This is a genomic window from Streptomyces sp. NBC_01260, assembly GCF_036226405.1.
In the GTDB taxonomy this organism is placed as follows: Bacteria; Actinomycetota; Actinomycetes; order Streptomycetales; family Streptomycetaceae; genus Streptomyces; species Streptomyces laculatispora.
In genome coordinates, this window is sequence record NZ_CP108464.1 from 4291420 (window position 1) to 4317557 (window position 26138).

Annotated in this window: 25 protein-coding genes and 1 pseudogene; 20 read left to right on the forward strand and 6 right to left on the reverse strand. The window is 71.3% G+C overall.

The features are described from left to right. Positions 1–104: 104 nt before the first annotated feature. Together OG322_RS19110 and OG322_RS19115 are read left to right on the forward strand one after the other, a co-directional pair. On the forward strand, positions 105–692 hold the full coding sequence (locus OG322_RS19110; RefSeq protein ID WP_329306721.1) for a DUF2975 domain-containing protein: 588 nt from the start codon (positions 105–107) through the stop codon (positions 690–692). After that, positions 692–937 (forward strand): helix-turn-helix domain-containing protein, encoded by a 246-nt coding sequence (locus tag OG322_RS19115; protein WP_123460287.1) that lies wholly within the window; start codon positions 692–694, stop codon positions 935–937. Before OG322_RS19110 ends, OG322_RS19115 begins: the two co-directional genes overlap by 1 nt. A gap of 17 nt (positions 938–954) precedes the next feature. On the opposite strand, the gene OG322_RS19120 is transcribed toward OG322_RS19115, so the two are convergent. Both OG322_RS19120 and OG322_RS19125 read right to left on the reverse strand, forming a co-directional pair. Beyond that, positions 955–2508 carry a hypothetical protein gene (locus OG322_RS19120; protein ID WP_123460286.1) on the reverse strand — a complete coding sequence of 518 codons (1554 nt, stop codon included), beginning with the start codon at positions 2506–2508 and terminating at the stop codon, positions 955–957. Positions 2509–2676: 168 nt separating this feature from the next. Next, a pseudogene (locus OG322_RS19125) lies at positions 2677–3459 on the reverse strand (oxidoreductase); the annotation flags it as partial. 110 nt (positions 3460–3569) lie between these two features. On the opposite strand from OG322_RS19125, the gene OG322_RS19130 reads away from it, so the two are divergent. The 11 genes from OG322_RS19130 (at position 3570) to OG322_RS19180 (ending at position 17319) form a co-directional block, all read left to right on the forward strand. Beyond that, positions 3570–3920: a hypothetical protein gene (locus OG322_RS19130; RefSeq protein WP_148085518.1), complete on the forward strand. Its 351-nt coding sequence runs from the start codon at positions 3570–3572 to the stop codon at positions 3918–3920. A gap of 575 nt (positions 3921–4495) precedes the next feature. After that, complete coding sequence (locus tag OG322_RS19135; protein WP_123460284.1) at positions 4496–5500, forward strand: aKG-HExxH-type peptide beta-hydroxylase; 1005 nt, start codon at positions 4496–4498, stop codon at positions 5498–5500. Continuing rightward, positions 5497–6627 (forward strand): YcaO-like family protein, encoded by a 1131-nt coding sequence (locus OG322_RS19140; RefSeq protein WP_123460283.1) that lies wholly within the window; start codon positions 5497–5499, stop codon positions 6625–6627. Before OG322_RS19135 ends, OG322_RS19140 begins: the two co-directional genes overlap by 4 nt. Before the next feature lie 13 nt (positions 6628–6640). Next, positions 6641–7393: a class I SAM-dependent DNA methyltransferase gene (locus tag OG322_RS19145; RefSeq protein WP_123460282.1), complete on the forward strand. Its 753-nt coding sequence runs from the start codon at positions 6641–6643 to the stop codon at positions 7391–7393. 42 nt (positions 7394–7435) lie between these two features. Next, entirely contained in the window at positions 7436–8680 is a 1245-nt protein-coding gene (locus OG322_RS19150) for a cytochrome P450 (RefSeq protein WP_123460281.1), read from the forward strand. Positions 8681–8897: 217 nt separating this feature from the next. Then, a complete protein-coding gene (locus OG322_RS19155) occupies positions 8898–10109 on the forward strand; it encodes a S8 family peptidase (protein ID WP_123460280.1) in 1212 nt (403 codons plus the stop codon). A gap of 400 nt (positions 10110–10509) precedes the next feature. Further along, positions 10510–11493 (forward strand): ABC transporter permease, encoded by a 984-nt coding sequence (locus OG322_RS19160; protein ID WP_123460279.1) that lies wholly within the window; start codon positions 10510–10512, stop codon positions 11491–11493. Between the two features lie 13 nt (positions 11494–11506). Then, on the forward strand, positions 11507–12433 hold the full coding sequence (locus OG322_RS19165; protein ID WP_398911713.1) for an ABC transporter permease: 927 nt from the start codon (positions 11507–11509) through the stop codon (positions 12431–12433). Beyond that, positions 12430–14529 (forward strand): dipeptide ABC transporter ATP-binding protein, encoded by a 2100-nt coding sequence (locus OG322_RS19170; protein ID WP_124284469.1) that lies wholly within the window; start codon positions 12430–12432, stop codon positions 14527–14529. Before OG322_RS19165 ends, OG322_RS19170 begins: the two co-directional genes overlap by 4 nt. 106 nt (positions 14530–14635) lie before the next feature. After that, positions 14636–16318 carry an ABC transporter family substrate-binding protein gene (locus OG322_RS19175; protein WP_185095326.1) on the forward strand — a complete coding sequence of 561 codons (1683 nt, stop codon included), beginning with the start codon at positions 14636–14638 and terminating at the stop codon, positions 16316–16318. Positions 16319–16644: 326 nt separating this feature from the next. After that, positions 16645–17319: a DUF998 domain-containing protein gene (locus tag OG322_RS19180; RefSeq protein ID WP_123460277.1), complete on the forward strand. Its 675-nt coding sequence runs from the start codon at positions 16645–16647 to the stop codon at positions 17317–17319. A gap of 123 nt (positions 17320–17442) precedes the next feature. On the opposite strand, the gene OG322_RS19185 is transcribed toward OG322_RS19180, so the two are convergent. Further along, positions 17443–17988, reverse strand: coding sequence for a hypothetical protein (locus tag OG322_RS19185; protein ID WP_123462147.1), 546 nt, complete (start codon positions 17986–17988; stop codon positions 17443–17445). A 330-nt stretch (positions 17989–18318) separates the two neighbouring features. Next, positions 18319–18801, reverse strand: a complete 483-nt coding sequence (locus tag OG322_RS19190; protein WP_123460276.1) for an ArsI/CadI family heavy metal resistance metalloenzyme — start codon at positions 18799–18801, stop codon at positions 18319–18321. An 89-nt stretch (positions 18802–18890) separates the two neighbouring features. Between OG322_RS19190 and OG322_RS19195 the strand changes: the two genes are divergently transcribed. The 6 genes from OG322_RS19195 (at position 18891) to OG322_RS19220 (ending at position 23416) form a co-directional block, all read left to right on the forward strand. Next, positions 18891–19259 (forward strand): ArsR/SmtB family transcription factor, encoded by a 369-nt coding sequence (locus OG322_RS19195; protein WP_123460275.1) that lies wholly within the window; start codon positions 18891–18893, stop codon positions 19257–19259. Beyond that, on the forward strand, positions 19256–20371 hold the full coding sequence (gene arsB, locus OG322_RS19200) for an ACR3 family arsenite efflux transporter (RefSeq protein WP_329306722.1): 1116 nt from the start codon (positions 19256–19258) through the stop codon (positions 20369–20371). The genes OG322_RS19195 and arsB overlap by 4 nt, the downstream gene beginning before the upstream one ends. Next, a complete protein-coding gene (locus OG322_RS19205; protein ID WP_123460273.1) occupies positions 20364–20846 on the forward strand; it encodes an arsenate reductase ArsC in 483 nt (160 codons plus the stop codon). The genes arsB and OG322_RS19205 overlap by 8 nt, the downstream gene beginning before the upstream one ends. A gap of 57 nt (positions 20847–20903) precedes the next feature. Then, a complete protein-coding gene (locus tag OG322_RS19210; RefSeq protein WP_329306723.1) occupies positions 20904–22127 on the forward strand; it encodes an MFS transporter in 1224 nt (407 codons plus the stop codon). 78 nt (positions 22128–22205) lie between these two features. Further along, positions 22206–22982 (forward strand): polysaccharide deacetylase family protein, encoded by a 777-nt coding sequence (locus OG322_RS19215; RefSeq protein ID WP_123460265.1) that lies wholly within the window; start codon positions 22206–22208, stop codon positions 22980–22982. A 164-nt stretch (positions 22983–23146) separates the two neighbouring features. Then, positions 23147–23416, forward strand: coding sequence for a hypothetical protein (locus tag OG322_RS19220; RefSeq protein ID WP_123460264.1), 270 nt, complete (start codon positions 23147–23149; stop codon positions 23414–23416). A 161-nt stretch (positions 23417–23577) separates the two neighbouring features. On the opposite strand, the gene OG322_RS19225 is transcribed toward OG322_RS19220, so the two are convergent. Together OG322_RS19225 and OG322_RS19230 are read right to left on the reverse strand one after the other, a co-directional pair. Continuing rightward, positions 23578–23952 (reverse strand): PadR family transcriptional regulator, encoded by a 375-nt coding sequence (locus OG322_RS19225; protein ID WP_123460263.1) that lies wholly within the window; start codon positions 23950–23952, stop codon positions 23578–23580. Between the two features lie 210 nt (positions 23953–24162). Further along, the gene (locus OG322_RS19230) at positions 24163–24651 is read right to left on the reverse strand and encodes a MarR family transcriptional regulator (RefSeq protein WP_124284464.1); all 489 of its coding nucleotides are present in this window, start codon (positions 24649–24651) and stop codon (positions 24163–24165) included. A gap of 97 nt (positions 24652–24748) precedes the next feature. On the opposite strand from OG322_RS19230, the gene OG322_RS19235 reads away from it, so the two are divergent. Beyond that, complete coding sequence (locus OG322_RS19235; protein WP_329306724.1) at positions 24749–25933, forward strand: PP2C family protein-serine/threonine phosphatase; 1185 nt, start codon at positions 24749–24751, stop codon at positions 25931–25933. The last annotated feature ends 205 nt before the right edge of the window (positions 25934–26138 follow it).

Genomic DNA, 26138 nt, shown 5'->3' on the forward strand with positions numbered 1-26138 from the left:
GATCACGTCCGCATCGCACCGGGCTCGCCGGCGGCCGCGTACTTGTCGTTTATCGATATGCTCCTCTAGGGTGGGCATATCGTTAATCGATGGGTAGGGGTGCGATGAACACGCGACTCACGAGCGTACTGGCCTCGGTGACCTTCGGGCTGGCGATCCTCAGCGGGCTTGCCTTCCTCGGCACGGGGGTCACCCACATGCTCGACGACGGGGCGGTCTGCGTGGAGACGGGCTTCTGGGCCAACGCCCGGCTGGCGTCGGACGGCCTGCCGGTCGCGAAGGGCGTGGAGGCGGCGGGCAGCGTCACGCGGCTCTGCCGGAACGGCCCCTCCGTGGGCCAGCGCGCGGCCGACCTGGGGGGCGAACTGCCCTGGCTGCTGTTCGGCGCTCTCGCGCTGCTGCTCTTCTCCCGGCTGCTGACGACCGTGCTGCGGCAGGGGCCGTTCACCGAGGCGGTGGCCGGGCGGCTCAGCGCTCTCGGCTGGTTCGTCGCCGTGGGCACACCGGTGGCCGGCCTCGTCGTCGGGTGGTCGCAGTCCTGGCTGGTCGACAGCATGGCGCCGGTCGTGGGTTCCGGGCCGACCGTCTCCGGACCGATGGTGCTCGTGTTCGCCGGTCTCGCCGGTGTGATCCTTGGGAAGATCATGCGTGAAGGCGTGCGTATGCGAGAGGACCTCGAAGGGACCATCTGATGCCGGAAGAGGAACTGCACTCGATCCGCATCCACCTCGACCGGCTCCTGGTCGAGCGCGGTATGACGCTCACCGAACTGTCCGCGCAGGTGGGCATCACCGTCGTCAACCTGTCCGTGCTCAAGAACGGGCGGGCCAAGGCCATCCGCTTCTCGACCCTGTCGAGGATCTGCGACATCCTCGGGTGCCAGCCCGGAGACCTGATCACCCACGAGCCCGCCGGGCCCGCGGAGCCCGCCCAGTAAGTGTCCGCAGCCCCGGTTCAGCAGCCGCTGCCGTCGCGCGACAGCCTGTAGGCCGAGTCCAGCCGGTAGGTGCCGCCCTTCGGCACGGTGAGCTCCGTCCAGTCCCCGTCCTGCCGCAGGCATCCACCGGCGCCGTCACCGCCGACCTCGCGCGCCCGCAGCCACGGCGAGTACGCGAGCCGCACGGTCAACGAGCCCGCTTCCGGTACCCGGACCACCAGATCGGCTTCGCTGCCGCTCACGACCGCGGCCGGAGCCGGCACCAGAGGCACCGCGTTCCGCACCCGGTAGACGGTCCAGCCGTCGTCCCGCCACACCTTCCGCAGCCACGGCAGCCCGCTCCGCACCAGGGCCGCCTCCGCCTCGGCGGGGCCGTCGGGCTTCCCGTGGTGCAGCACGACGTACCCCACGGCCCAACGGTCCAGCCAGGCACGGTAGGTGGCCGGGGACAGCGTCCCGTCGTAGAACAGCCGCCCCCGCTCCACGTCGAGTTGGCGGTTCCAGCCGCGTGCCATGTTCACGTGGGGGGCCAGGACGGTCGCCTCCCGGTGGTTGCGGGCGGGGACGACCTCCACCCGGGTGAGATCGGCGTTCAGGCGGCGCAGTTCGCCGACGACGCCGTCCGTGCGGGCGGCCCAGGACGGCTTGTGGTCGGAGACCTTGAGGTCGTCCACGGTCTTGTCGGCCAGCCAGTTGGCGGACAGCCCGAGGGCAACGCCGATCACGAGGGTGCGAACGAACAGCCTCTTCCGGACGAGTTCCATGAGCGCCGCGAGCAGCACCGGGACGGCGACGAGACCCAGGAGCCGTTCGACGTTCGTGCCGATCGGGGAGGCGACGAGGAAGACGAGGACGACGCCGACGGCGTACACCACGGCGCCGTATCGCGGTACGCGCCATTCGCGCCCCGGCGGCGCCGCGACGGCCAGCGCGGCACAGACGATGAGCGGCATCCACAGCCGGCCGCTGTGCATGGGCTGCTCGCCGCCGCCGGGGAAGAGCAGCGCGACGGTTCCCACGACGACGAAGAACGGGACGATCAGGACCACGCCCTTCCGCCACTGCCGGTCGAGGAGGTACGCCGCCCCCGCCACCACGAGGAACAGCCCCGCGACCGGACTGGCCATCGCCGCCAGCGCCCCGGCCACGACGGGGACCGCGGTGCGGTGGGCGTACAGGCAGGCGACGAGCCCGATCGCGACGCCGAGCGCGAACGTCGTGCGCCCCGACGCGACGTTGCACCACAGGGCGAGCGAGGCGAGAACCGCGGGGACGAGCGGCCGGCGCATCCCGGTGCGTACGAACAGCAGGGCGATGAACCACGAGCCGGCGAGCCCGGCGGCCACGGAGACCGTACGGACACCGAGGAAGGCCATCAGATAGGAGGAGAAGACGCTGTATCCGGCGGTGTGGATCCCGCCGTACCAGGAGAGGTTGTACGCCGAACCCGGGTGGCGTGCGGTGAACCCCGACCAGGCGAGCTGCGCGGCCAGGTCGCCGCCGCCGGTGGCCAGGACGAGCGCCCACACGACGTACAGCGGAACGACCACGGCAACGGCGACGAGCGGCACGCGTTGCCGCCGCCACCAGGGCGGGGCGGCCGGTTCTTCTTCCTGGCCGCCCCGCAGCCGATCGCCGACGTCACCCGTACCCGCTCGCACTTCCCCGCTGACACCCACCCGGCAACCCTAGGGCCTCCCGTTTGGATCACGCCGGACAAGGGCCGGACGGCCGTCGGGTCAGCGCAGGGTCTTCAGCATCTCCGCGCCGAACGGTGTGATGTCACCGGTGCGCCCGTCGATGGTCTTCGCGGCCCACTCGGGGTCGGCGATCAGCGCACGGCCTACGGCGACCATGTCGAACTCGTCGCGCTCCATCCGGTCCAGCAGCCGGTCGATGCCCGTGACCTCGGAGCCGTTGCCCTGGAAGGCGCTGAAGAAGTCACCGTCCAGGCCGACCGATCCGACGGTGACCGTGGGCCTGCCGCTGATCTTCCGCACCCAGCCGGCGAGGTTCAGGTCGGAGCCGTCGAACTCGGGCAGCCAGTAGCGGCGGGTGGACGCGTGGAAGACGTCGACACCGGCCTCGGCCAGCGGCGTGAGCAGGGTGGCCAGTTCCTCCGGCGTCTGCGCGAGCTTCGCCGCGTAGGCGTCCATCTTCCACTGGGACATACGGAAGAAGAGAGGGAAGGCGTCCGACACGGCCGCGCGGCAGGCCGCCACGATCTCCGCCGCGAACCGGGTCCGCGCGACGATGTCGCCGCCGTACGCGTCGGTGCGCCGGTTGCTGCCGGACCACAGGAACTGGTCGATCAAGTAGCCGTGCGCACCGTGCAGTTCGACACCGTCGAAGCCGAGGCGCTCGGCGGCGGCCGCGGCGTCGGCGAACGCGGCGATGACGTCGTCGAGGTCCTGCTGCGTCATGGCGCGGCCCTTGGGCTCACCCGCCAGGGACACGCCGGAGGGCCCGACCGGCTCCGCGTCCACCACCGGCGGCGCCCCCTCGGTGCGCGTGACACCCACGCCACCCCACGGGCACCCGCAACCTCGCCGAACTGATCCTGCGGGCCGCCCTGCGCCCCGGCCGGCGGGTGCTCAACGCCGGTGACCCGCGGCCGCCGACCGTACGGGAGATGGCCGCCGCCGTGGACGCGGTCCTCGGGTGCGAGAGCGAGCAGTACCTGATCCGGGGGCCCGGCGCGCCGGGGCTCGGGCGGACGCCGTGGTCACTGCAGCACTCCTTCGTCATGGACGTGAGCAGGGCCGAGCGCGAACTCGGCTACCGGCCCGTCCACGACTACGCCGCCTCGCTGCCGGAGACCGTGGCCCGGCTGGTGGACGAAGTACGGGGACGGGAGCGGCGCGAGGTGTTCCCCAGACTGGCAGCGCGCTGGGGGCGGACGGCTTTCGCGTACGAGGCGGAGGACCGGGCCATCGCGGCGGGGAAGGCGGGCGGGCAGACGATCGTGGCGCCCGGCTCCTGATCACCACAGGCCGCTTGACCACCACGGGCCGCTTGATCACCACGGGCCGCTCCGGGTTCTGGACAACCTGCCGTGCCGTGCCGTCGTCGCGATCGGCGCGATCGGCGGGGTTGCGGAGTGCGCCGGGGCCTGAGTGCGTGACCCGTACCCGGCCGCACGCGCGTATACCGGCGATACGGCGTGCGGCGTTCAGTGGGCGCGGTCCCGCCGCAAGCCGGATTCCGGCCCACGACACCTTGTCCGCCACGCATCGTCGCCGCCTGATCACCATTGGCAACGGCGGGCCCGTCCCCCAACGATGAGCCTGCCGGGTGGATTCCTTCCGAGAGCGGTGGGACCGGTGTGGTGAAGGGAGTCCGTCATGAACGAGGAGACCCAGCACATCGAAGAGGTCACGGAAGAGGAGCTTCCCGAGTTCGCCCTGATGATCGACGTCCCCGACTAGGACGTCGGGGGAGTCGGCACCACTGCGCGCACCGTGCGGCGGGCTTCGGCCCGCCGCACGGTGTCGTCGGCGCGGGGTGCGTCATGGCGTGACCGACCCAGGAGGAGTGGCGAGAGAGGGGGAGGGCCGCATGCGGGTGGAGCCGAGTGCCCGAGGTGCCGTGGAGGACCGGACATCGCTGCGGGAGCGGATGCGTACGGTGCTCGACCGGGCGGATCTGAGGGTGCCGCAGGAGTCCCTGCACCATCCGGCGGCCGTCGAGATCGTTCATCTGGTGCAGCGCGCCCTGCGGTCGGGTCCGCTCGGCCCGGACCGGCTCCGGTCGTTCTCGGAGCGGCTCGACCGGGTGCCGCCCGCCCCCGTCTGCGGGGCGGCCGCACCGCAGGGGCACTTGAGCCGCAGTGTGGCGCGTGCGTTGCGGTCGGTTCCGGCGCGGGGCGCGGACGCGCCGGCGGTGACGGCGGACGTCGTCGAGTGGGAGGCGGCCGAACGGGACCTGATGGAAGCGGCGTTGGGCCTGCTGGAGCGGGTCTGGCCACAGAGCGCGGCCGAGTTGCGGGAGACGGTGGTCGAGGTCGCGCTCCTCGGAGGCGCGGCGATCGACGGATTCACGGACTTCGCCGTGCATGGTGCGGTGCTCGTCAACAGGAGTCGCTTGCAGGGGAGTCAGGACGGTGTGCCCGGCGTCGTGAGGTGTGCCGAGGCGCTGGTCCATGAGGGGGCGCACACGCGGTGCAACGCGGCGGCGGTGGCCGAGCCCTTCCTGCTGCCGGACCGGGCGGGCCGGGGCGGGGCGGATCAGGGCGGACCGGTGCTGGTCGCCACCCCGCTGCGGGCCGACCCGCGTCCCCTGACCGGCCTCTTCCAGCAGACGGTCGTCCTCGCGCGCAGCGTGCTGCTCTACCGCGCACTGGCCGGGGAACCGTTCCTGCCCCCCGGTCCGGCGGCGGTCGGGGCCCGGTACGCGAAGCTGCTGGACGGCGCCCGGCAGGCCGTCCGGACCCTGGCAGCCCACACGGACAGCCTCACCCCGCACGGCCGGACCGTGCTGGCGGAGTGCGCGGCGGTGATCGGGGAGCCCGCCCGCCACAGCGGCTACGCACCCGAGGACTCCGCCCCCGGGGGACCCGCGTGAGTGCGTGGACGCCACAGGTCTTCGTGCCCTACCCCGACCACCCCGGCGTCCTGATGGCGCGGGTGGCCGCCCGGTCCGCCGCGTTCGAGGGGGCCGCTGCCGTTTCCGGGGCCCGGGTGATCGTCGGCAGCGCCACCGGACACGACAGGGACCAGGTCGTCCGGGGTGCGCGCGGCGAACTCCTCGAACGGATGGGGAACATCGTGGCGGGCCGGGAGGCCGAGGCCGCCGCCGGGACCGTCGCCACCTGGAGCGAGCTCCGCCGCGAGGGGGTGCCCGCCCTGGAGCCCCATGTACGACCGGAGGAGCGCCGGTTGTGGGTGCGCGCCCGTACGGTGCGGGGCGCCGGGATCCGGGTACCGGCCGGGTCCGCGTACCTCCGGCACCGGCCCCCGCCCGGCTGCGGCGCCATGCCGTCGGCCGGCTCCACCGGTGTCGCCTCCCACCCCGACCGCGAGGCCGCCGCGCGGCACGCGGCGTGGGAGGTGCTGGAACGCGATCTGGTGCGCCGCAGCTGGTACGGGCCGGCCGAGTGGCCCCCGTGCCGGCTGCCGGGGGAGCTGGGCGGAGCGCTGGGCGCGCTCACGGAGGCGCGGGGGCTGGTCGTCACCGCGCTCGCGCTGCCCGCACCGGCCGGGGCCGCCTGCGTGGTGGCGTGCCTGCACCGGCCCGACGGCACGGGACAGGCCTTCGGCGCCCGGTGCGGGCCGCCGGACACGCTCCCGGCGCTGGTCGAGAAGGCCGCGTACGAAGCGCTCATGGTGCGCTGGAGCATGGGCACCGAGACCGCCCGGCGGGCCTGGGCGCAGTGGCACGGCACGACCCCGCCCGGGACGGCCGTGCGGCACGCGCTGTGGGCGTACCACCGGCAGGACAGCCTGAGCCTGTGGGGACCGGCCCGCGCGCCGGAGGCCGGTCCGCCGGGAGCCCGTACCCGTTCCGCGCGGGCCGATCCGAGCGACCCCCTTCGCATCCTCGCCGAGCACACCGGCCAGGACGTGATCCTCGTCGACACCACCTCCCGGCCCGCCCGCGACGCGGGCGTTCACGTCGTACGCGTCATCGCACCCGGCGCCCTCCCGCTGCCCACGGGCAGCGGCCCCGGGCGCCCCCACCCCTTCGGTTAGGAGCCGCACCCGCATGACGTCCGACCCCACCACCCAGGACCGACGCCCGCACTACGCAGTTGAGTTCGCGGACGACTACGACCGCTGGTTCGGCAAACCCGGGGTGAGCGGCGCGACCGTGGACGCCCTCGAAGGGCTGGCCGGCGAGGGGCCGGTGCTCGAACTCGGCATCGGTACGGGCCGCATCGCCCTGCCCCTGCGGGCCCGCGGCCTCGACGTGCACGGCATCGACGCGTCGGAGGCCATGGTCGGCCGCCTCCGCGCCAAGCCCGGCGGCGTGGACCTGCCCGTCACCATCGGTGACTTCTCCCGGGTGCCGGTGCCGGACCGGGACGTCTTCTCCCTCGTCTACCTCGCGGCCGGCACCTTCTTCGAACTCCGCGAACAGGCCGACCAGGCACGCTGTTTCGCCCAGGTGGCGCAGCACCTCGCGCCCGGCGGCGTCTTCGTCTTCGACTCGCACGTGCCCGAGGCCCTCGCGGTGGCCGCGACCGGCTCCCAGGTCGTCTCCGAGGGGGACGACCACCTGGTCCTGTGCTACCGGCGGATCGACCCGTCGGTCCAGCGCTACAGCTCGCACTACGTCATCCACGAGAACGACCGGACCCGGCAGATGCGCGTCGAGTTCCGCTACGCGGGCGCGGGAGAACTGGACCTGATGGCACGCCAGGCGGGGCTGCGGCTCAAGGAGCGCTGGGGGAGCTGGGCGGGCGCTCCCTTCACCCGGGACAGCACCTACCACGTGTCCGTGTACGAATCCCGCTGAGTACGACGTCCCGCACAACCGCTACCTCCCACGGAGGACCGCATGAGCCAGCCCGATCAGCTGTGGCAGCCCGGTGCAGAGGAACGGCCCGATCCGCCGGCCGAACGGCTGCGGTCGTTCCCGCTCGGCCATGCGGACGGGCTCGACCCATTGCCGGAGCTGGCCGAGCTGCGCCGGCACGAACCCGTCGTCCGGGTACGGATGCCCGGCGGCGGCACCGCCTGGCTCGTCACCCGCCATGCCGACGTGCGCCGGGTGCTGGCCGACCCCCGGTTCAGCCGCAGCCGCGCGACCCGGGGGAAGGGGCCGGGAGGCCGTACGACGGCCCTGCCCGACTCGATCCTGGCCACCGATCCGCCCGACCACTCCCGGCTGCGCAGGCTCGTCGCGCCCGCGCTGACCGTCCCCAGGTCGGAGGCGATGCGCCGGGACATCGCGCGCCTGGCGGACGAGCTGCTGACGAGGATGACGGAGGTGGCAGAGACCGCGCAGGGGACGGGGGCCGACCTCGTCCCCCACTTCTGCCGGCTCCTCCCCCTCACCGTCATCTGCGATCTGCTCGGCACCCCACGCGTGGACGCCGACCTGCTCGACGCCTGGGACGGCACCCTGCGCAGCACCACCGCGAAGAACGCCGAAGTGACCGCCGCGGTACACGAGATGACCGTCTACCTCACCCGGCTCGTCGCCGCCAAGCGGGCCCATCCCGCCGACGACATGCTCAGCACGCTCATCGCGGCGCGCGACGACGGTGACCGGCTGAGCGAGGGCGAGCTCGTCTCGTTCTGCCTCGTGCTGTTCACGGGCGGCTACGGCACCACGGCCAACCGGCTGGCCGGGATCGTCCATCTCCTGCTCGAACAGCCCGAGCGGTACGTGTTGTTGTGCCGTGAGGGCCACCGGGTCCCGGGCGCCGTCGAGGAGCTCCTGCGGTACGCCCAGGCCGCCATGGGCGCCAATGTGCGGGTGGCCACCGAGAGCGTCCGGCTGGGGGACGTGACCGTCGGGGAGGGGGAGTCGGTCATCGCGCTCATGGCGTCCGCCAACCACGACGAGGACGTCTATCCCGACCCCGGCGTGCTCGACCTCACCCGGTCCGCCGTCGGCCACCTTGCCTTCGGTCACGGCGTCCACTTCTGCGTCGGCGCGCAGCTCGCCCGCGTACAGCTCCAGGAAGCTCTGACCGCCCTGACCCGCCGCCTGCCCGGCCTCCGCGCCGCCGGTCCGCCCAGCTGGCGGACCGGGCAGACCACCAGGGCCCCGCGGACCCTGCCGGTGACCTGGTGACGGCGGATCGTGCACGTTGCGCGAAGACCATGTTGCCTTGTGTTGCGTGAAGTTGACGCACCGTCAATGCTATGTCGAGGTCATGACAGCATCCCGGGATCGCTTGCCCGGCCCGAATCCACCGCGCCATCGTCGATTGCGGCATACGGACCCCGTACGCCGCACCCGATGGGCGCGCGGACTCCCTCGCGCGCCACCGTTCGAGGAGGACCTCCCGATGGCAGCATTGCGCAACGTCAAGCGGCGGATCGCCGCTCTGATCGCCACCACGACCACCGCGGCCCTGGCAGCCGCGGTCGGTGCGGCCTTACCCGCCCAGGCGGCCGCGCCGGAGGGCAGAATTCTGCACGCCGGGGCAGCGGAGGCGGTGCCGGGAAGCTACATCGTCACGCTGAAGCAGTCGGCCGGGTTCAAGGCGTCCGGGTCCGACGGCAAGCAGCTCATAGCCGGCTACGGCGGCCGCATCGAGCGCACCTACTCATCGGCGCTGAACGGCTACGCCGCGGCTCTCAGCAGCACCGGGGCCAAGCGGCTGGCCGCCGACCCGGCCGTCGCCTCGGTCGAGCAGGACCAGAAGGTCCACGCGACCGCCACCCAGAGCAACGCCCCCTGGGGCCTCGACCGGATCGACCAGGCGAACCTGCCGCTGAGCGGCACGTACACCTATCCGGACTCGGCGGGCGGCGGCACCACCGTCTACGTCCTGGACACCGGGGTGCGCATCACCCACCAGGAGATCAGCGGCCGGGCCTCGTACGGCTACGACTTCGTCGACAACGACACCACTGCCCAGGACGGGTACGGCCACGGCACCCATGTGGCCACGACCGTCGCGGGGAGCACCTACGGGGTGGCGAAGAAGGCGAAGATCGTCGCCGTGCGCGTCCTCGGCAACGACGGCTCCGGCACCACCGCCGGGGTCATCGCCGGGGTCGACTGGATCACCGCCAACCACGTCGCCTCGTCCGTCGCGAACGTGTCGCTCGGCGGCGGCGCCAGCACCACGCTGGACAACGCGGTGAGCCGGTCGATCGCGTCCGGGGTCACGTACTCCATCGCGGCGGGTAATTCGGGGGCGCTCGCGTCCAACTACTCCCCCGCCCGGGTCGCCGCCGCGATCACGGTCGGTGCCACGACCAGGACCGACGCCCGCGCGAGCTACTCGAACTACGGCTCCGCCGTGGACATCTTCGCGCCGGGCTCCGGCATCACGGCGGGCTGGAACAGTTCGGACAGCGCCACGTACACCGGCGACGGCACGTCCTTCGCCGCGCCGCACGTCTCCGGTGCGGCCGCGGTCTACCTGACGAACCACCCCGGCGCCTCCCCGGCGGCCGTGGCCTCGGCACTCGTGAACGGCGCGACGTCGGGCGTCCTCACGGGTGTCGGATCCGGCTCCCCGAACAAGCTGCTCAAGCTCGTCCCGTAACGACCTGACGGCCGGGGGCGCGTACGGGACATTTCCCCGCACGCGCCCCCGGTATGCGTCGTCCGGCAGGAGCCGCTCCTGGCCTGAAAGACCAGTTCAGCGGCTTGATACCGCGAGGCGTCGCCCCATGCGCCCCGGGGTGCGGATCCTGACATGTCCGGACCGTTTGCTACGGCGGTATTTCGGTGTCATGGCGAGAGCAGCCGGGATCTGGTGGCACCGCGGAGGTGCGGACCAGACTGACGCCCGCACATCTGTGCTCACGGCCCGTCCCCCCCCAGAAAGCTCAGCGGCACATGCAGACGTCCCCCGGCCCCGGCGACCCCGAAGCGCACCGTTCGTGCGCGGTTTCGCGTGCGGATTCGTGCGCGGTTCCGCGTGCGGGGAGGAGGTGCCGCGCATGGTGCGCTATGTGATGCGCAAGGCGGCGGGCTGGCTGCTGATGATCGTCGTGGCGACCAACGCCACGTATTTCCTGGCCAGTTGGTTCCTGGACCCGCGGTCGAACTTCAAGGAGCTGCGGCCCGTCCGCAGCGAGGCCCGGATCGACCAGGCCCTCGCGCCCTACAACCTGGACCCGCGGGTACCGGTGGTGCACCGGTGGTGGGACTGGTTCACCTCGGTGGTCGTCCACTTCGACTGGGGGAGGTCCCCCACCGGCGTCTCCGTCAACGGCGAGATCGGCTACCGCTCCCTCGTCAGCGCCGAGTTGGTCGTCATCGCGACGGTCCTCTCCGTGGTGATCGGCGTATCACTCGGTGTGTACACGGCGTCGAGGCAGTACGGCTGGGGCGACCGGGTGTCGCAGGCCGTCTCCATCGCGGTGTTCAACATCCCGACGTCCGTCGCCGCGCTCGCCGTGGTCTTCGTCGCCATCTGGCTCAACCAGCACGCCGGGCTGCGCTTCCTCTACGTCGCCGGGGAGAACTCACCGAACGTCGAAGGATTCCTCCCGACCATGGGTGACCGCTTCCTGCACCTGATCCTGCCGACCCTGACCCTGACCCTGATGGGCTACGTCGGCTACCACCTGACGCAGCGCTCGCTGCTGCTCGACACGATCAACGCCGACTTCGTACGGACCGCACGGGCCACCGGACTCACCCGGACCCAGGCGATCCGCAGACACGCCCTGCGGACCGCGCTCATCCCGACGGCGACGTCCGTGGCGTTCAGTGTCCCGGCGATTTTCACCGGGGCCATCATCACCGAGACGATCTTCGGCTGGAACGGCATGGGCCGCTACTTCATCCAGACCATCAGCAAGAACGACGTGCACGGCACGGTCGCGACGGCCGCCTTCGCCGCCGTCCTGACGGCGGTCGGCGCGATCCTCGCGGACATCGCCACGGCCCTCCTCGACCCGAGAGTGAGGGTGAGCTGACGTGGCCGCGGACGTGACCACCGGCGCCCCGCCGCCGACGGCAAAGGAGGCGTTCCCCGCCCCCGGGAACGGGCGGAATCTCGGCCTCGGCCGGCTCTACCTGCGGCGCTTCCTGCGCAACCGGCTCGCCGTCGTCGGCGTGGTGATCTTCGTACTGCTGGTGCTGTTCAGCGCGTTCGGCGGGCTGTTCACCTCGTACACGTACTCCGACACGGACTTCGCCGCACTCACCCAGCCGCCGAGCGCCGCCCACTGGTTCGGCACCAACCAGGGCGGCAACGACATCTACGCCTCCGCCGTGCACGGGCTCCAGCGGTCCCTGGCGATCGCGGTGAGCGTCTCCGTCCTGACCGTCGTCGTCGCGGCGCTCATCGGCTCCAGCGCCGCGTACTTCGGCGGCCGGGCCGAGAAGGCGACGCTCGCGGTCATCCACTTCCTGCTGATCGTCCCCTCCTTCCTCATCCTCGCCCTGGTCTCCAACCGGCTCGCCGGGGACTGGCGGGTCCTCATCGTCGTCCTGACGGTGTTCGGCTGGATGTCGACCGCGCGGGTGATCTGGTCCGTCTCGACCTCACTGCGCGAACGGGACTACGTGACGGCGGCCGAATTCATGGGGGTCGGCCCACTGCGCATCATCCTGCGCCACATCATCCCCAATCTCGGCTCGCTCCTGATCGTCAACCTGACGCTCGGAGTCGTCGCGACCGTCCTCAGCGAAACCGCCCTGTCCTTCCTCGGGTTCGGCGTCCAGACCCCGGACGTCTCGCTCGGCACGATGCTCGCGGACGGGGCGAGCACCGTCACGAGCGCCCCCTGGCTCTTCGCCTTCCCCGCGGGCCTGGTCGTCCTGCTCACCGTGTCGATGACCTTCGTCGGCGACGGACTGCGCGACGCCCTGGACCCGATGTCCGTGACCGGCGCGGCAGGAGGCCGACGATGACACGCACCACAACGCTGTCCAGAACCGGGCTGCCCGACGGCGCCGTCACACCGGTGCTCTCGGTGCGGGACCTGCGGATCTCCTTCCCCTCGGAGGCCGGAACCGTCGAGGCGGTGCGCGGCGTCGGCTTCGACCTGCTGCCGGGCCGGACCCTCGGCATCGTCGGCGAGTCCGGCTCGGGCAAGTCGGCCACCGCCATGGGCATCATGGGGCTGCTGCCGCCCTCCGCCGACCTGCGGGGGCAGGTGCTGCTCGGCGGCCGAGAGCTGATCGGCCTCGGGGACAAGGCGCTCTCCGAAGTACGGGGCAAGGCCATCGGCATGGTCTTCCAGGACCCGCTGTCCGCGCTCACCCCGATCTTCTCCGTGGGCAGACTGCTCTCCGACACCCTGCGCATCCATCAGGACCTGACGAAGCGGGCGGCCTGGGAGCAGGCCGTCGAACTGCTCGACCTCGTCGGCATCCCCGATCCCCGCAACCGGGCCCGCTCCTTCCCGCACGAGTTCTCCGGCGGTATGCGCCAGCGCGTCGTCATCGCCATGGCGATCGCCAACAAGCCCTCCGTGCTCGTCGCCGACGAACCCACCACCGCCCTCGACGTCACCGTGCAGGCCCAGATCCTCGACGTCCTGCGACTGGCGCAGGAGGAGACCGGAGCGGGCCTCGTCCTCATCACGCACGACCTCGGGGTCGTCGCCGGCTACGCGGACGACATCGCCGTCATGTACGCGGGCCGGTTCGTGGAGCGGGCCGGTGTGGACGAGCTGTTCCGGCGGCCGACGATGCCGTACACCGCGAGGCTGCTCGCCGCCGTGCCCACCGTGGACAGCGGGGTCCACCGGCCCTTGGTCCCGATCGGCGGGGAACCGCCCGCCCTGGTGGGCCTTCCGACCGGCTGCCCCTTCGCGGACCGCTGCGCCCTGGTGCTGGACGCGTGCCGCACCGACGAACCCGAGCTGCGCGAGATCGCCGGGCACGGGGACGTGGCCTGTCTGCGCGCCGACGAGACCGTCGACGGATCGCTGGACCCGGCGGGGGACGTGGACCGGGCCGGAGCCGTCGCCCCGGTGGACGGGGCGGCGCCCCGCACCGAGCCCGGTGAGGTGGTGCTCCGGGTCGAGGACCTCGTCAAGACCTTCCCGGTCACCAAGGGGGCCGTCCTCAAACGCCGGGTCGGCACGCTGCACGCCGTCAGCGGGGTGAGCTTCGAGCTGCGGGCCGGGGAGACCCTGGGCCTGGTGGGCGAGTCGGGCAGCGGCAAGACCACGACCCTGATGGAGATCCTCCGGCTCAGGCGGCCCGAGGGCGGCCGGATCGAGATCGCCGGCACCGACGTCGGTGCGGCGGGCTCCACCGCACGGGTACGGGAGTTGCGCCGGGACGTACAGATCGTCATGCAGGACCCCCTGGACGCCCTGGACCCGCGGCTGCCCGTCCACCAGCTGCTCGCCGAACCCCTCCAGGCCATCGGGCGGGACCGCGAGTCGATCCGCTCCCGCATCGGTGAGCTGCTCACGCTGGTCGGTCTGGACGCCGCGGTGAGCGACCGGTTCCCGGCCGCGCTCTCCGGCGGTCAGCGCCAGCGGGTCGGCATCGCCCGTGCCCTGGCGACGGAACCGAGACTGCTCGTCCTGGACGAGCCGCTCTCGGCCCTGGACGTGTCGGTGCAGGCGGGGGTGATCAACCTGCTGGCCCGGCTCAAGCGCGAACTGGCCCTGGCCTACCTGGTGGTGGCCCACGACCTAGCGGTCGTCCGGTACATCTCCGACCGGGTCGCGGTGATGTACCTGGGGCACATCGTCGAGACCGGGGACACCGAGACGATCTTCTCCGACCCGAGGCACCCGTACACCCGGGCGCTGCTGTCGGCGATCCCGGTGCCGGACCCGCAGCGGGAGCGCACCCGTGAACGCGTAGTGCTGGAGGGCGAGCAGCCGAGCGCCGTCCGGGTGCCGACGGGCTGCGTCTTCGTGGACCGCTGTCCGCTCTACCGCCTCGCCGGCGAGGACGTACGGCGGCGCTGTCGTACGGAACGTCCCGCGCCGACCGAGGTGGCAGGGCAGCCCGGCCACCAGTACGCCTGTCACGCGGCCTGAGTCCAACTCCTGTGCGCAGCCCCGCCGTCCGTACCCGCTGCCGCTCGTCCAGCCCCCCACCGGGCTTCCCTGTCCGGCTCCACCGAATCAGAAGGAACCTTTCGCCATGCGCGCAAGACTGGCTCTGCCCCTGGCCCTCGTCGCCGCCGTCTCTGTTGCAGCGACCGCGTGCCAGTCCTCCTCCGGGACGGACGCGGACGGTCCGGACGGGAAGGACGCCCCCAAGGCCGCGTCGGCCGCCGTCGACTACAACCCGCAGCCGTACGAGAACATCAAGGACGGCGGCACCTACACGACGGTCGGCACCTTCGACGACCAGGGCAACCCGTTCAACGTCAACGCGACGCTGACCGCGTCGCGGGTCTGGGGCTGGTACAACGCAGCCGCGATCACGTACTCGCCCACCGGTGAGGTGCAGTACAACCCGGACTACTACAGCGAGGTGAAGATCGCGGTCGAGGGCGGCGACCAGAAGGTCACCCTGACGATCAACCCGAAGGCCGCCTTCAACGACGGCACCCCGATCGACTGGACGGCGATCAAGGCCACCTGGAAGGCCAACAACGGTTCTGACAAGGACTTCGCCGCCTCCTCCACCGACGGCTACGACCAGATCACCTCGGTCGAGCGGGGCGAGAACGCCAAGCAGGCCGTCATCAGCTTCAAGGGCGTCAACGCCTCCTGGTCGACCCTCTTCACCACCTTCCTGCACCCGAAGGCCGCCACGGTCGACAACTTCAACAAGGCGTACGTCAAGAAGGCCCACCCGGAGTGGGGCGCGGGCCCGTACACCGTCGCCAAGTGGGACACCCACTCGGGCAACATCACCTTCGCCCGCAACCCGAAGTGGTGGGGCAAGAAGGGCAGGCTCGACAAGCGCGTCTTCGTCAACCTGGAGTCGACCGCGGGCGTCAACGCCTTCAAGAACGGCCAGCTCGACTACACCTCCGCCGTCGACGCGGAGAGCCTCAAGCAGATCAAGGGGCTCAAGGGCACCGAGATCCGCAGCGGCGGCAGCCCCTTCGAGTACGCGCTCTACTTCAACACGAAGTCCGCGGTCCTTTCGGAGACGGCTGTCCGCAAGGCCATCGCGCAGAGCATCGACCGGGCACAGATCGCGAAGATCCAGTTCCAGGGGCTCGACTACCGGGAGCCGCTGCCCGGTTCGGCGGTGCTGTACAGCTTCCAGAAGGGCTACCAGGACAATGTCTCGGCCGTACTGAAGCACGCGCCGGACGAGGCGGGGAAGGCGCTCGACGCGGCGGGCTGGAAGCCCGGCGCGGACGGCGTCCGGGTCAAGAACGGCAAGAAGCTCGACGTCGGGTACACGCTCCTCGGCGACGACCCGCTGGGCAAGGCCACCGCGGGCGCCCTCGCCGCGATGCTGAAGCCGGTCGGCGTCCACCTCGTCATCAAGAAGGGCGACGACGCGGACTTCTCCAAGGTCCTCAGCGACCGGCGCTTCGACCTCTTCCTCTCGGGCAACCGCTCCATGGACCCGTTCGGCGCCCGCTACCTGTGCGACTTCTACTGCTCGGACCGCGACTCCAACATCACCGGTGCGGGTACGCCGGCGCTGGACAAGGAGATCCGCGCCACCACGGAGATCGCCGATCTCGACCAGCAGTCCGCGGCGGTCAACAAGGTGGAGCGGAAGGCGCTGCGGCAGTACGCCTTCCTGCCGCTGTTCAGCGGTCCCTCGACCTACGGCGTGAAGAAGGGCCTGGCCAACGTCGGCGCGACCATCTTCAACACCCCGCTCCCGGAGACGGTCGGCTGGCAGAAGTGACGCCCGCCCCGGAACGCCCACGGGGCGACGGGGCCGAGCGATCCGAGGGGTATCGCGCCGGCCGGCCCGGCGCGATACCCCTCCTGCCGGGCCGGCGGGAGGGTCAGGACCTGCGCGCGGGGGACGTACCTGCCCGTGTCCGGTGCCGCCCCGCCCTGTGGAGCGAGCAGGGGTTCGCCGCCGCAGGGCGTGCCCGCCAGCAGCCTGCGGTGCTCCCCGCCCGACCCTCGAACCGACTGTGACTCAGATCACAGAGTCTGCGTCGATTACTCCACCGTGCGTCGTCGGTCATACATGCGACAACGCTCGGACGAGGAAGGCCCGCCATGACTCAGACACTCAACACCCGTCAGTCCGCCGCCAGTTCGATAACCGCTTCCCCGTCGGCCTCCCGACGGCTGTTGGCCGGCGCGGTGGTCGCGGGCCCGCTGTTCCTCGGGGCGGGTATCGTCCAGGGCTTCGCACGGGAGGGCTTCGACTTCACCCGCAACGCGATCAGCCAGCTCGCCCTCGGCGACCTGGGCTGGATCCAGACCGTGAACTTCGTGGTCACCAGCGCCCTGTTGCTCATCGGGTCGATCGGTCTGCGCCGCGTGCTGAGACGGGAACCGGGCGGGACCTGGGGGCCGGTCCTGATCGCCGTGTTCGGCGCCTCGTTCCTGGTCGCCGCGGTCTTCCAGGCCGATGCCGGAGGCGGCTTCCCCGTCGGTTCCCCCGATGTGGGCACGATGAGCGCGCACGGCGCGGGCCACATGGCCGGCGGGGGGATCGGCTACCTCGCGCTGTCCGCCGCGTTCCTCGTCCTGGCCCGTCCACTGGCGGCCCGGGGTCACCGCGGCTGGGCCCTGGCCTCCCGGATCGCACCGGTCGTCGTCCTCACCGGATTCATGGCCTCCGCGGCCTCGGTCCTGGTGTTCACCCTCGGAGCCGGCTCGGGACTCTGCTGGCTGGCGGCCGTCGCGGTCCGACTGCTCACCGGGGCTTCGCCGGAACGGGGCTAGGGTCTTTCGTTCGGACCGGGCTGGATCAGGGTGCCGCACCGGACCCCGCGAGCCCGGCGTGATCCAGACGAGAGGCGGCCCCCGGTGTTCTGCCGGGCGGCGGCCGTGCCCGGGAGCGGCGGCCTACAGATCCTCCCGCAGCCGTGCCCAGGTGTGCGTGTCCAGGCTGTCGTGGGGGCCGAGGCGGGAGAGTTCGGTGCCGTCCCGCCCGAGAGCCACGATGAGGGGGCGGGTGCCGCGGGCGGCCTGAGTGGTCATCCAGGCGACGACGAGTCTGTGCTGCTCGGGAGCGTCGATGCGGCGGTTGCCCACGAGGAGGCGGCCGACCTCCCGCCCGAGGTGGATTGTGGCGCAGCTGATCCACGGAGCCCCGGCGAGGGAGTGCGGCGGGTCATGGCGGTGGGTGGGGCAGAGGGTGCCCCCGCCGCCCCGGACCTCGATCACGTCGACGTCGTCGGGTTCCTCCGCCGGGGCGCTGGCGACACCCAGGCTCCGCCACTGTCCCTCGTGCCGCTCCAGGAGCGCGGTGTGCTCACGCGCCGCTGCGGACCTCGGACGCCACACGACCCAGACGGCACCGGCACCGGTGGTGGTGTCGAGATCGGCGGACACCACCGTCAGCACCCGACGCGGAACACCTCGCGGCTGCGGCTCCGCCCCGTTCAGCACGCGCCGCACCACCCCCGGGAGGAGAGCCTCCACCCATCGCCCGGCCCCCAAGCCATGTACCCACGTCCGCATACGACTTCGGTACCCGGTACGTGCGAGCCTCAAAGCAGCCCGTCCGGTGGGTGGTTACGGCTGGCAGCCCATGATGTGGCCGCCCGTCTCGATCCGCTGTCGAACGGCAGATGCCCGAACTTCCGGTGCGCCGGGCCCGCACACTGCCGGCCCGGGCCATGGAGCGGTCCTCCCGTCGCCCGGCCGGTGGGCTCGTCGGCCATGCCCCTGCCGAGACGGTCACGGCGGCGGCGTTCGGGCCGTGGCGTGCGGCGCCGGTCAGCTGCCGCAGGCGCAGCCCGCAGCGGCGGGCGCGGACGCCTCGGGACCGGCGCTCCCGCTCTGTCCGGAGCAGCAGGTGTCGCCGTCCAGGGCGGGGCTCGTGCCCATCAGTCCGGCGTCGGCCTTGACGACGTAGACCTCCCACGGCTCCTTGCCGGGGCCGTGGACCCACACCTTGTCCTGGAGGGCGTAGCAGCAGGAGGTGTCGTTCTCCTCGAAGGTGGCGAGCCCGGCGTCCTTGAGGCGGGTGGTGGCGGCGCTGACCTCCTCGGTGGTGTCGACCTCGACGCCGAGGTGGTCCAGGCGGGTTTCCTGGCCGGGCTCGCCCTCGATGAGGACGAGCTTGAGCGGCGGGGTGGTGATCGCGAAGTTCGCGTAGCCGGGGCGCCGCTTGGCGGGTTCGACGCCGAACAGCTTGGAGTAGAAGGCCACCGAGGCTTCGAGGTCGGCGACGTTGAGCGCGAGCTGGGCACGGGACATATGAGTCTCCTCGATCAGGTGCATCAGGTTGTATCGATGCCTGTCGATTCAACCTTGCGCCTTGCATCGAAAAACGTCAACATAGAAGTATGTCGAAACAAGAGCTCGTGGTGCTCGGCCAGGACGGCCCCGCATGCTGCCCCGCCCTGCTGACCGCCCCGCTGGACGAGGAGCAGGCCGGGACGCTGGCGACGGTGTTCAAGGCGCTGGGCGACCCGGTCCGGCTGCGGCTGCTGTCGATGATCGCCTCCCGCGCGGGCGGGGAGGTCTGCGTCTGTGACCTCACTCCCGCCTTCGAGCTGTCCCAGCCGACGATCTCCCACCACCTCAAGCTGCTGAAGCAGGCCGGGCTCATCGACTCCGAGCGGCGCGGGACGTGGGTGTACTACCGGCTGCTGCCCGAGATGACCGACCGGCTGGCCGCGATCCTCACCCGCCCCGCCGGGGCCGGCTCGTGAGCGCCGGCACCGCGGCGCCCGCGGGGCCGGTCGCCGGGCGGCTGTCGTTCCTGGACCGCTTCCTCGCCGGGTGGATTCTCCTCGCGATGGCCGCCGGACTCGGTCTGGGCCGCCTCGTCCCTGGCCTGGGGGACGCGCTGGCGAAGGTGACGGTCACCGGGGTCTCGCTGCCGATCGCGCTCGGCCTGCTCGTGATGATGTACCCGGTCCTGGCGAAGGTCCGCTACGACCGCCTCGACACCGTCACCCGCAATCCACGCCTGCTGGTCCCGTCCCTGGTCCTGAACTGGATCGTCGGCCCGGCCCTGATGTTCGCGCTCGCCTGGATCTTCCTGCCCGACCTGCCGGAGTACCGCACCGGCCTGATCATCGTGGGCCTGGCCCGCTGCATCGCGATGGTCATCATCTGGAACGACCTCGCCTGCGGCGACCGCGAGGCCGCCGCCGTCCTCGTCGCCCTGAACTCCGTCTTCCAGGTGATCGCCTTCGGCCTGCTCGGCTGGTTCTACCTCGACCTGCTCCCCGGCTGGCTCGGCCTGGAACAGACCGCCCTGGACATCTCCGTATGGGAGATCGCCCGCTCGGTGCTGATCTTCCTCGGCATCCCGCTGCTGGCCGGATTCCTCACCCGCCGGATCGGCGAGAAGGCCAAGGGCCGCAGCTGGTACGAGACGAAGCTGATCCCGCGCATCGGTCCGTTCGCCCTGTACGGGCTGCTGTTCACGATCGTCGTGCTCTTCGCGCTCCAGGGCGACGCCATCACCTCCGAGCCGCTCGACGTCCTGCGGATCGCGCTGCCGCTGCTGGTGTACTTCGCCGTCATGTGGGCCGGGTCCATGGGCGTCGGCCGTGCCGTGGGACTCGACTACCCGAAGGCGACGACCCTGGCGTTCACCGCCGCCGGCAACAACTTCGAACTGGCCATCGCGGTCGCCATCGCCACCTTCGGTGCCACCTCCGGTCAGGCCCTCGCCGGGGTCGTCGGCCCGCTCATCGAGGTGCCCGTCCTCATCGGCCTGGTCTACGTCGCCCTGGCCGCCCGTCGCTTCTTCCCGCAGTCCGCACCGACGGCCGGACCGGCCGTCGCCCCGGAAGGTTCCGCCCGTGTCTGAGTCCAAGCCGTCGGTGCTGTTCGTCTGCGTCCACAACGCCGGCCGCTCACAGATGGCGGCCGCCTTCCTCACCCACCTCGCGCCGGGCCGGGTCGAGGTCCGCTCCGCCGGGTCCGATCCGGCCGCCGCCGTGAACCCGGCCGCGGTCGCCGCGATGGCGGAGCTCGGCATCGACATGTCCGCCGAGACGCCGAAGGTCCTGACCGCCGACGCCGTGCGGGCGTCCGACGTGGTGATCACCATGGGCTGCGGCGACACCTGCCCCGTCTTCCCCGGCAAGACCTACCGCGACTGGAAACTCGACGACCCGGCCGGACAGGGCGTCGAGACGATCCGCCCGGTCCGGGACGAGATCGAGCGGCGCATCCGCGGACTGCTCGCCGAACTCGGCGTGGAGACCGTACGCCACCCGTCCGACCGGCCAACCCGCGGCGGTTCCGGTCCAGTTGACCCGGCCGACCGTCACCGCGAGTGAAGCGCCCACCTGCTGCCATCGACGGACGTCGTTCCCGGCAGCGCGATGAGTTCCGGTTTGAACAGCGGCGGCGCGCCTATCGCGGGCTCCCAGGTCCACCTTCTCGTCCTGGGGAACCTCGATCCGCCGCCCCTCGGCGAGGTCGGACACCACCCGCAGCAGCAACCGCACACCGAGCGGGGCCAGATGCTCGCGCCACAGGCTCTGCGCGGTCGAGCCCGGGGGCACGAACAGACGGGTCCGGCCGCACTGGCGTTGCTGACCGAGGTGTTTCCGGCCGGTCCGGCGCGTAACCGCGCCTTCAGCGTGTACGCCGCGGTCGGCGCCGCGAGCTTCAGCGGCGGGGTGCTGCTGGGCGGTGTACTCACCCAGTTCCTGGGCTGGCGTTCGGTGCTGTGGTTCTCGGTGGTGGTGGGGCTGGCCGTGCTGGCCGTGACGCGTGCCGGTCTGCCCCACGGTGTCGGACGCGGCGGCCGGCTGGATCTGCCCGGTGCGATATCGGGCACGCTGGGCCTCACCCTGCTGGTCGTCGGCGCGAGCAGTAACGGCGCGGTGGCATGGAGCGCACTCTGCGCCGCAGTGGCCCTTCTGGCGCTCTTCGTCGTGCGCGAACACCGCACCGCCGACCCGTTGCTTCCGCTCGGCCTCTTCCGGGTCCCGTCGGTACGGGCCGCGAGCCTGGCGGCGTTCCTCCAGTACATGGGCTCGGTCGGGATGCTGTTCTTCGCACCCCTGTATCTCCAGGGGATGCTGAACTACTCTCCGCTCGAGTCCGGTCTTGCGCTGGTCCCGATGTCGTTGGCCGTGTTCCTCACCGCCAACTACGCCACCGGCCGCCTGCTGGCCAGGCACACGCCGCGCGCGCTGATGGCCGTCGGGCTCGTCCTGATCGGCGGAGGAACAGCGCTGTGGATGAGCACACCGCATCACGGCAGCTATGCGCTGCACGTGCTGCCCGGCCTGGTCATCAGCGGTATCGGCCAGGGGCTGAACTTCCCCTCGATGACCTCCGCCGCGCTCACCGGCGTTCCGCCGGAACGGCACGCGGTCGCCGGCGCGGTGAACGTCGTGGCACAGCAGATCGGCGCCAGCGTCGGGGTGGCGGTCATGGTCCTGGTCGCAGCGACCAGCGAGGACCAGCTCGTCGGCTACCACCTCGCCTACCTCGCGGCCGGCTTCGCCTGTGCGCTCGGGGCGGCCTTCGTCCGTCGCGCCCCCGCGCCTGTCGCGGAACTCCCGCGTTTGTCGCCGGCCGCCTGCAGCTTTGTCCGCGATCGGTAACCGAGGGATCTTGCAGGGGCATTCGTGTGTCTAGATGGGTGCACGGCATCGGCGGAGACAGCAAAGGGGCGGGCGAACATGGCAAAGCACAAGGGAAGGGGATGGCACAGCCGGCTTCTCGCGGCGGCGCTCGGGGTGACGGCGGTGGCCGCTGCCACGTCGGTGTGGACCGCACAGGCCGACACCGTCGGGGGACGGCAGCCGGAAGCGCGTGTCTCGGCGCCGGACGCCGGGTCCCATGACCGGGCCAAGGTGGCGGAAGACATCGCGCACGCCTCGGACCGGGGCGCCCGGGGCGTCAACATCACCATCGACGACGGACCGGACCCGGTCTGGACGCCGCAGGTGCTGCAACTGCTCAAGGACAACGGTGTGAAGGCCACGTTCTGCATGGTGGGCACGCAGGCCCAGGCGCACCCGGACCTGGTCAAGGCGGTCGTGGCCGCCGGGCACCGGCTGTGCAACCACACCGTCTCGCACGACACCGCCATGGACACCAAGTCCGAGGCCTACCAGTCCCAGCAGATCCTGGATGCCGAGCGCATGATCACCAAGGCGTCCGGAGGCGTCCGGCCGCAGTACTACCGGGCCCCGGGTGGCGCTTTCACCCCGTACAGCCGGCACCTCGCCGCGTCCCGGGGAATGCGGCCGCTGGGCTGGAACGTCGACACCAAGGACTTCGAGCGTCCCGGTGCGGACACCATGGTCGCCACCGTCAAGAGCGAGATCTCCAACGGGCCGACCGTCCTCTTCCACGACGCCGGAGGGGATCGCTCCCAGACCCTGGCCGCTCTGCGCGAGATCCTGCCCTGGCTGAAGCAGCAGGGGTACTCCTACGGTTTCCCCGTCCGCTGACTGAGGCCTCTTCCGCACCGACACCAAGACGCGGCCCCGCACGGGGCGAGTACACCGGTTTCATCGAAGGCCGGAGAGCTGTGCCGTGCCGTTCCGGCAGTACCGACGACGGCCACAGCAAGCCCGTTGGGCTCAAGGAGCCCCCTCTCCGCTGAGGCTCTCCCATGGACATCCGCGCCATTGATCCCCGGGCCACTGCCTGGGAGCAGGAACATGCCCGCTACCGCGTGTACCTCTGGGACAGGGCGGCCGTCACCGCACACGAGTACGAGGTGCTGGACGAGGTCGACGTCGACGAACTCCTGGCCTGGGTTTCGGTCTACGCGGCCGAACGCGGATGGGGGTACACCATCTACGTCGCCACCACCGATGGAGACAGCCCGGGTCTCATCCGGCTGGCCGGCGTGCGGGGTGATCCGTTCGCCGACGCGTAGCGCCTTCGCCGAGCGGAACTCGATCCGGCGTACGCGTGCGGGTTCCCGCTGATCCCCTCCCTACCCGCAGGCCCCCGACCGCACCCCGCGACGCACGGTCGCCGCAGAGCCGGGCCGCAGAGCCGGCGGAGTGGTGTCGCGTACCGGGTCGGCAGATGCCTTCATCCCAGGTCTCCGGTGGGGGAGTTCGGGGCGGTCAGGAACGCGTCGACGGCGTCGCGGAAGCCGGGCCAGACGCGGGTGAACTCGTCGAGCGCGGCGCGGCCGCTGTCGGTGAGCGCGTAGTAGCGCCGGGGCGGTCCGGAGGCGGATTCCTGCCAGGTGGTGGTGACCAGGTCGTCGCGGCGGAGCCGGGAGAGCAGCGGGTAGACCGTGCCCTGGCTGGTGGCCAGGGCGCCGGAGTCCTCCAGGGCGTGGAGGAGCTCCACACCGTAGCGGGGCCGGTCCCGCATCAGGGCGAGTACGCAGTACTCCAGGACACCCTTGCGCAGTTGGGCGGCTGCCCGGGCCTGCTTGGCCGAATCACCTGGTTCCATGCGATGCAAGATACCTGGCGGGGCAAGTGGATGGGAAGAGGGGCGGATCCCCTTGCCCATCAGCCTGCTGGTGCTGGTCCCTGCGCTGGTGCCTGTGCTGATGTTTGCGCTGTTGCTCGCGACGGTCCGGGTCGTCGCCAGGCCGTGATCAGACGGGTGACTCGGCATCCCGCGTGCCCTCGGCCGGATGGCCCGGAGTCGATGGGCCCGTCAGGCGGTCTGCTGGTGACCGGGGGGCTGGGAGGGCTCCGTGACCGCGTCGCACAGTGCACTGAGTCCGATGGCGAGTGCGTTTCGCGCGTCCGGGGTCATGCGGTCCATGGCCTGGTGCAGAGCTTGTCCTCGGCGGTTCCTGATGTCGCGCAGGTGTGCGGCGCCGGCGTCGGTGAGTTCCAGCTGTATTTCGCGGCGGTCCTGGGGCCGGGGGGTTCTGCGCAGGAACCCGGCTGCCTGGAGACGGTCGCAGAGTCGGGTGACGGATGGAGCGGCTGCTGAGAGGTGGCTGCCCAGGGTGCCCAGATTGATGCCGGGTTCGCGTTCGATGATGTACAGCACGCGCGTCTGGGCGGCGGAGAGGGGTGCGGTGCTGAGCGTGCCGCGGCCGCGTTCCCAGGCGATTTCGAGGAGCTCCAGGACCTGGCTGATCTCGGGCACGGCAGTGGAGGGCCGCTGGGGAAGGGCTGTGGGGGCCTCGCTCATGTGACACTCCCGAGTGGGCCGTTTGCGCCCGTTCCGGCTGGTCGACGTCGTCAGTCTCTTAGATGAAGATATGTGAAGGAAAGCAGGTCCGGTACCGGTGGACAGACCCAGTGCGGTCGAGCGTGCTCTGCGCGAGGCCGCGCCCCACGAGATCTTCGATGTGCTCCGCTCGCTGATCGAGCGCCGCCACCACGCACGGTCCGTGGAGCTGTTGATGGCCGACTATGCCATGACCAGGCTGCAGCCCGTGGGCGTGCTGCCGCACACAGGCTCACCGGTGTCGGCGTATGAGAGCGCACCTGGGCGGGCGTTCGGCGCCCAGGAACCGCACTGCGTGCGCGACAGCTCTGCTTCCACGGTGACCGTGCATCTGCCGGTCAGTGTCCGCGGGGACCGGCTGGGTGTCCTGAGCGTCACGCTGCCGGTCGGGGAGGGAGGCGAAACGGAGGCCCAGGTTCTGGAGGACCTGCAGGAGTGCGCCGATGCGCTCGCACACGAGGTGGTCGTAGCGGAGCGGGACACCGATGTGTTTTTGCAGGCCCGCAGGGCGGAGCGGCTGACCCTGGCAGCCGAGATGCAGTGGCAGCTGCTGCCCGGTCGCTCGTGCGCCCGGCCCGAGTACAGCATCGGCGCCCAGCTGGAACCCGCGTACGCCATCTTCGGCGACAGCTTCGACTGGTCGTCCTATCCGGATGACCTGTACCTGACGGTCAGCAACGGCATGGGCGAAGGCATTGACGCCGCGCTGCTGACCAACCTCGCGGTCAATTCCCTGCGCAACGCCCGCCGCGCCGGCCTGGACCTCGGTGGCCAGGCCTACCTGGCGGATCAGGCCATCCACGGGCAGCACCGGGGGGAGCGGTACCTGTCGACGCTGCTGCTCCGCTTCCACCTCCCGACCGGGGACGTGGAGATCATCGACGCCGGTTCACCCCGTATGTGGCGATTGCGCAGGGGCGCGGTCGAGGCCATCGACCTGGAACCGCAGATGCCGCTCGGGATGTTCGAGGACACTGCCTACGTACCGCAGCACTTCGAGGTCGAACCTGGCGATCGGCTGCTGTTCATCAGCGACGGTGTCTACGATGCCCTGTCGCCCGGCGGTGAGAGGTACAGCGTGCACGCGCTGGCCCGGTCGATCACCGGTACGAGTCTGCTGCCCGCGTCACAGGTGCCCAGGGCGATGCTGCGCGAACTGCTGGGGCATCGCGGCTCCAGCCCGGCGGCGGACGACTGCCTGGTGATGTGTCTGGACTGGCACGGTCGCCGCGCCACCGGCTGAATCCGTCGTCCCCGCAAGCCACTTCGGTGGTTGGTGCGTGAAGGTCCTGGGCCCGAGTCGTGAGGATCGCACCCGTCAGGCCGTCCGCGGAAGCTCGCGTGTGGGTCCGGGTTGTCGTGAGGGACGCGCCTGAGAGATGCTTGCCGTCCGGCAAGTAATTCTTCTTCCAGTGGAAGGGTGGTGCGGTTCGCCTCAGGCGGGCCCC